The organism is Rathayibacter sp. AY1A3 (assembly GCF_002930975.1).
Lineage (GTDB): Bacteria > Actinomycetota > Actinomycetes > Actinomycetales > Microbacteriaceae > Rathayibacter.
This window is the reverse complement of record NZ_PSTO01000071.1, coordinates 1-4360: the sequence shown is the minus strand read 5'-3', so window position 1 is coordinate 4360 and position 4360 is coordinate 1. Positions and strand designations below refer to the sequence as shown.

Sequence of the window (4360 nt, the reverse complement as noted above, 5' to 3'; positions counted from 1 at the left end):
GCGAGGGCCGCGGTGACCGCGGGCTCGTCGGGGAGGAGGGTCGGTTCGGGGCCCAGCAGGTTCTCGCCACTCATGCCTCCCAGGCTATCCCGTTCGGGGAGGGGATCCGGGTGTGGAAGGTCGCGGGGAAGGTGTTCGCGCTCGAGTCGGAGCGGTTCGGGCGGCCGGTCGTGAGCGTGAAGGCGCTGCCCGAGAACGTGGTGCACCTGGTCGCGGGGGTCGACGGGATCGAGCCCGGCTACCACCTGAACAAGAAGCACTGGGTCACCGTCGACGCCGGCGGGACCGTCGAGCCCGAGCTGGTGCTCGAGCTCATCGAGGAGTCGCACGCGATCGTGGTCGCGAACCTGCCGAAACGGCTCCGCCTCGCCCTCGACGGCACGGCGTCCGGATCGCTGAACGAGGACGTCTGACAGCGGCCGCGACGCGCAGGGCCCGGACGCGCAGACCTTCGAACCGGCCGAGCATGGACGCGCTGTGCCCGAGGCCCCGACGGAGCACCGGACGCCTGACGGTGCCCGCCTGCGCAGTGCCTGGACGCGCGGGTGCACAGGACCCGCGAGGGGGCGCCGACGCCTGACGGCAGCTGGACGCGCACCGCCCACGACGTCCAGTGCCCGAGGCCTGCGACGACCCCCGGATGCACGGAATCCCCCGCCGCAGCAGGGGATCCCGGAACGTCTCGCGCGCGGAGCGGCTACAGGCCGTAGGAGCGGAGGTACGCGGCGGTGTCGTGCCAGCCCTCGACGGCGAAGCACTCGACGCCCATCGCCTTGACGGGGTAGTCGTTGCCGTCGGGGTCGAGGCGGTCGCCGACGAAGATCATGTCGTCGAGAGGGATGCCGGTGAGCTCGGTGAGCTTGTTCATCCCGTACGCCTTGTCGATGCCCTTGCGGGTGATGTCGACCGACGTCGAGCCGCCGGAGCGGACCTCGAGGTCGGGGAGCACGGCCTGCACGGCCTCGCGGAGGGTGTTCTTCTTCTCGCCGTCCGGGTCCCAGGCCTGCTTGACCTCGACGGGCGCGGACTGGCCGAGGGCCGAGAAGGTGATCTGCGAGTCGCGGTCCTCGAGGATCGGGCCCCAGGTCTCGGACTCCCAGTAGCCGAGATCCTTCGCCTTCTCCTCGACGGCGGCGAGCGCGCGCGACTTCTCGTCCTCGGTGAGGTTCTCGGCGTAGATCTGCGCCCAGTCGCCGTTCTCGTACCGGTAGTACTGCGTGCCGCAGGTGGGCATGAGGTGCAGCTTCGCGAGCACCTCGGGGTCGGCGCCCTCGAGGCGGTCGAGCACCTGCATCCGGAACTGGCCGATCTGGCCGCCCGAGATGATGCACACCTCGGTGGCCTGGAGCAGCTTCACGAAGAGGTCGGCCATCGCCGGGTCGACGGGGGACTTCGAGGCGGCGAGGGTGTCGTCGAGGTCGAAGGCCATCAGGCGGGGCAGGGTGCTCATGGAACTCGTTTCACGGTCTGCGGACGGGGCGGTAACGAGGATACGGGGCGCCGCCGGAACGCGCTCGCGGTCGGCGCGAGCGGACTCCGAGCGCAGACTGGGGGCATGACCGCCGCCACAGCGACCGACGGAGGACGCCGCTCCCTCCCGCGCACTCTCGCCCGCATCCTCCTGGGCCTGCTGCTCGTCACGGCCGGCACGGCGCACCTGACGGTCGCGCGTCAGGCCTTCCAGGCGCAGGTCCCGCCGTGGCTGCCGGCCGACCCGGACCTGGTGGTCGTCGCGTCGGGCGTCGTCGAGATCGCGCTCGGGCTCGCGCTCGTCGTGCTCGTGCGGTGGCGCGTGATCGTGGGAGTCGTGGTGGCCGCGTTCTTCGTCGCGGTCTTCCCGGGGAACATCTCGCAGCTGCTGACGCGGACGCCGGCGTTCGGCCTCGAGACGGACGCGGCGCGCGCGGTGCGGCTCGTCTTCCAGCCCCTGCTGGTGGTCTGGGCGCTCTGGTCGACCGGGGCGTTCTCGGCCTGGCGGGCCCGCCGGTCGCGACGCCGCGGGGACTGAGCCGCCGGTCCGCGGCCCGATCGTCCCGCGATCCTCCGGAACGACGAACGGCGGCCGGCGGGAGACCCCGCCGACCGCCGCCCGTGCCCTGCTCGGCTAGGCCGCGAGGCGGCGTCGCGCGACGACCAGCGCGAGACCCGACAGCAGCAGCACGAGGGCTCCGCCGATCAGGCCGGCCGCGTCGGCGCCGGTGTTCGCGAGCGAGCCCGGGCCGGAGCCTCCCGCGACGGGGGCCGCCGTGGTGGTGGGGTGCGGCGACGGAGCGGCGGTGGGCTGCTCCGTCAGGGTGCCGGGCTCGGTCGGCGCCGGGGTGACCGGGACCTCGGCGGCGGGCTCCGTCGTCAGCGACCAGTTGGGGTCGTAGAAGTCGGCCTGGTCGATCACGCCGCGGGCGGTCGACCAGTCGATGAGGAGCTGGCGGATCTCGAGACGCTCGTCGTAGACGAGCGGTGCCTGCGCGACGGCCGGGTAGGCGCCTCCGCCGCTCTGGCGGTAGTTGTTGACCGCCATCACGAAGCGCTCGTCGTCGGCGACCGGGGTCCCGTCGGCGTGGGCGAGACCGCGGATCCGCGAGCCGGCGGGCTGGGAGACGTCGATCACGTAGTCCAGGCCCGAGATCGCGTCGTAGTTGTAGTCCGGGATGCCGTCGGGGCGGTCCTCGGTCGTCGCGTTGGTGCCGGTCTCGGGGTCGAACACGGCGCCCTCGGCGGTCTGCACGAAGTAGCGGGCCGAGAACTCGAGGTAGTCGCGCACCTCGGCTCCGGTCAGCTCCACTCCGCGGAGGGTGTTCTCGTAGATGTACAGTCCCGCGATGTCGCGGATGCTGACCTGTCCCTTCGGGAAGACGGCGGTGCGCGAGAACGGCGACGCCTGCGAGATCACCGGCAGGTCGGCCCACTCGGTGCCCTCGAGAGCCGTCTCGACGGTCTCGGCCTGGACGGTGTTGATGAAGTCGATGATGGGGGTGTCCTCGTAGCGCGAGGTCGCGGCCGAGAGCTCCTCGACCGAGTCGGCGACGGGGGTGTTCACGTACTCGATCGTGGCGGCGTGCTGCTCGGCGAGGGCGTCGACCAGTGCGGGCGACTCCTCGGCGATGTCCTTCGCGTAGACGGGCTGCGTGACGGGTGCGTTCCCGGCCGACCAGTCGACCTCGAGGCCGCCCGCGGCGTCCGGCACCAGGTTCAGGGTGACCTCGGTGAGGCCCTGCGCCCAGAACTCGGGCTGGGTGACCAGCACCTGCTCGCCGGCGACGTTGGTGAACAGCGTCTGCGGCAGGTCCTTGTGGCTGTGGCCGGCGACGACCACGTCGATGCCGGGGACCTGCGTCGCGATGTTGTTGACGACGTCCTCGTTGAGGTCGGCGGCGTCGTACTCGGCGTCCGGGACCGTGCCCTGGCCGGTGTGCGCGAGGACGACGACCACGTCGGCCTGCTCCTGCACGATCGGGACCCACTGCTTCGCGGCGGCGACCATGTCCTGGAACTCGAGGACGCCGTCGACGTACTGCTTGTCCCAGACGCGGACGCCGGGGGTGACGAGGCCGAGGACGCCGACGGTGACCGTCTTCCCGTCGATCTCGCGCTCGATCAGCGTGTAGGGGTCGTGGTACGGCTTGCCGGTGGCGACATCGACGACGTTCGCGCCCAGCAGCGGGGCGTTCAGATCGCCCTCGTACGCGCTGAGCATGTCGAGCCCGTAGTTGTACTCGTGGTTGCCGACGACCTGCGCGTCGTAGCCGATGGTGTTGAACGCGGTGGCCATCGGGTGCGTCGTCTCGCCGGAGAGGACACCCGCGGCGCCGTCGCCGAGGCCGTAGTAGTAGGTGAGCGGCGTGCCCTGGATCGCGTCGCCGTTGTCCATGACGAGCACGGACTCCTCGCCCTTCTCGGCGCGGAGGCGGTCGACCTCGGTCGCGACGCGGGTGAGGCCGAGCGCACCGTCGGCCGGGTACGGCGCGTTCGCGAAGTAGTCCCAGTCGTAGACGTGCCCGTGCGTGTCGGTCGTCGACACCAGGGTGAGCTCGACGCCGTCGTCGAGAGGGGCGGCCGAGGCGATCGGAGCGGCGGTGGCGGCTCCGAGTGCGACGACGGCGAGGAGGCTTGCGGCGCGGAGTCTGCGCATCGTGGTCCTGTTCGCGTGATGAGTGGAGTGTGAACGTCCTCGAATCTATGCGCCGCGTGTGAACTGCGCATGACGGGATCGAGAGCATTGCTCGGCGATGCGTCGGCGGTGCCGGCCCGGAGCCGGGGGAGTCCGCGGTGCCGCCCCCGCGCGCTGGAGCCGTCCTCCGGCCCCTCCGCTAGAATCGAGCGGCTGGTCGCGCGGGGGCGGCACCGCGGACTCCCCCGGCTC

Annotated in this window: 4 protein-coding genes; 2 read left to right on the top strand and 2 right to left on the bottom strand. The window is 71.7% G+C overall.

Annotation, left to right across the window (positions count from 1 at the left end; genetic code table 11):
• Positions 1-413: MmcQ/YjbR family DNA-binding protein (locus tag C5C10_RS17245; protein ID WP_146082198.1), on the top strand; the 413-nt coding region annotated here is incomplete at its 5' end.
• 284 nt (positions 414-697) lie between these two features.
• Here the strand turns inward: C5C10_RS17245 and C5C10_RS17235 are convergent.
• Complete coding sequence (locus tag C5C10_RS17235) at positions 698-1450, bottom strand: HAD-IIB family hydrolase (protein ID WP_104329874.1); 753 nt, start codon at positions 1448-1450, stop codon at positions 698-700.
• Positions 1451-1555: 105 nt separating this feature from the next.
• On the opposite strand from C5C10_RS17235, the gene C5C10_RS17230 reads away from it, so the two are divergent.
• Positions 1556-2008: a DoxX family membrane protein gene (locus C5C10_RS17230; protein WP_104326216.1), complete on the top strand. Its 453-nt coding sequence runs from the start codon at positions 1556-1558 to the stop codon at positions 2006-2008.
• A 96-nt stretch (positions 2009-2104) separates the two neighbouring features.
• Here the strand turns inward: C5C10_RS17230 and C5C10_RS17225 are convergent, their stop codons facing one another.
• Positions 2105-4129 carry a bifunctional UDP-sugar hydrolase/5'-nucleotidase gene (locus tag C5C10_RS17225; protein ID WP_104329873.1) on the bottom strand — a complete coding sequence of 675 codons (2025 nt, stop codon included), beginning with the start codon at positions 4127-4129 and terminating at the stop codon, positions 2105-2107.
• Positions 4130-4360 lie beyond the last annotated feature (231 nt).

Coding starts and splice junctions, on each gene's coding strand:
- C5C10_RS17235 (WP_104329874.1), bottom strand. CDS start 1,450: ATGAGCACCCTGCCCCGCCTGATGGCCTTCGACCTCGACGACACCCTC.
- C5C10_RS17230 (WP_104326216.1), top strand. CDS start 1,556: ATGACCGCCGCCACAGCGACCGACGGAGGACGCCGCTCCCTCCCGCGC.
- C5C10_RS17225 (WP_104329873.1), bottom strand. CDS start 4,129: ATGCGCAGACTCCGCGCCGCAAGCCTCCTCGCCGTCGTCGCACTCGGA.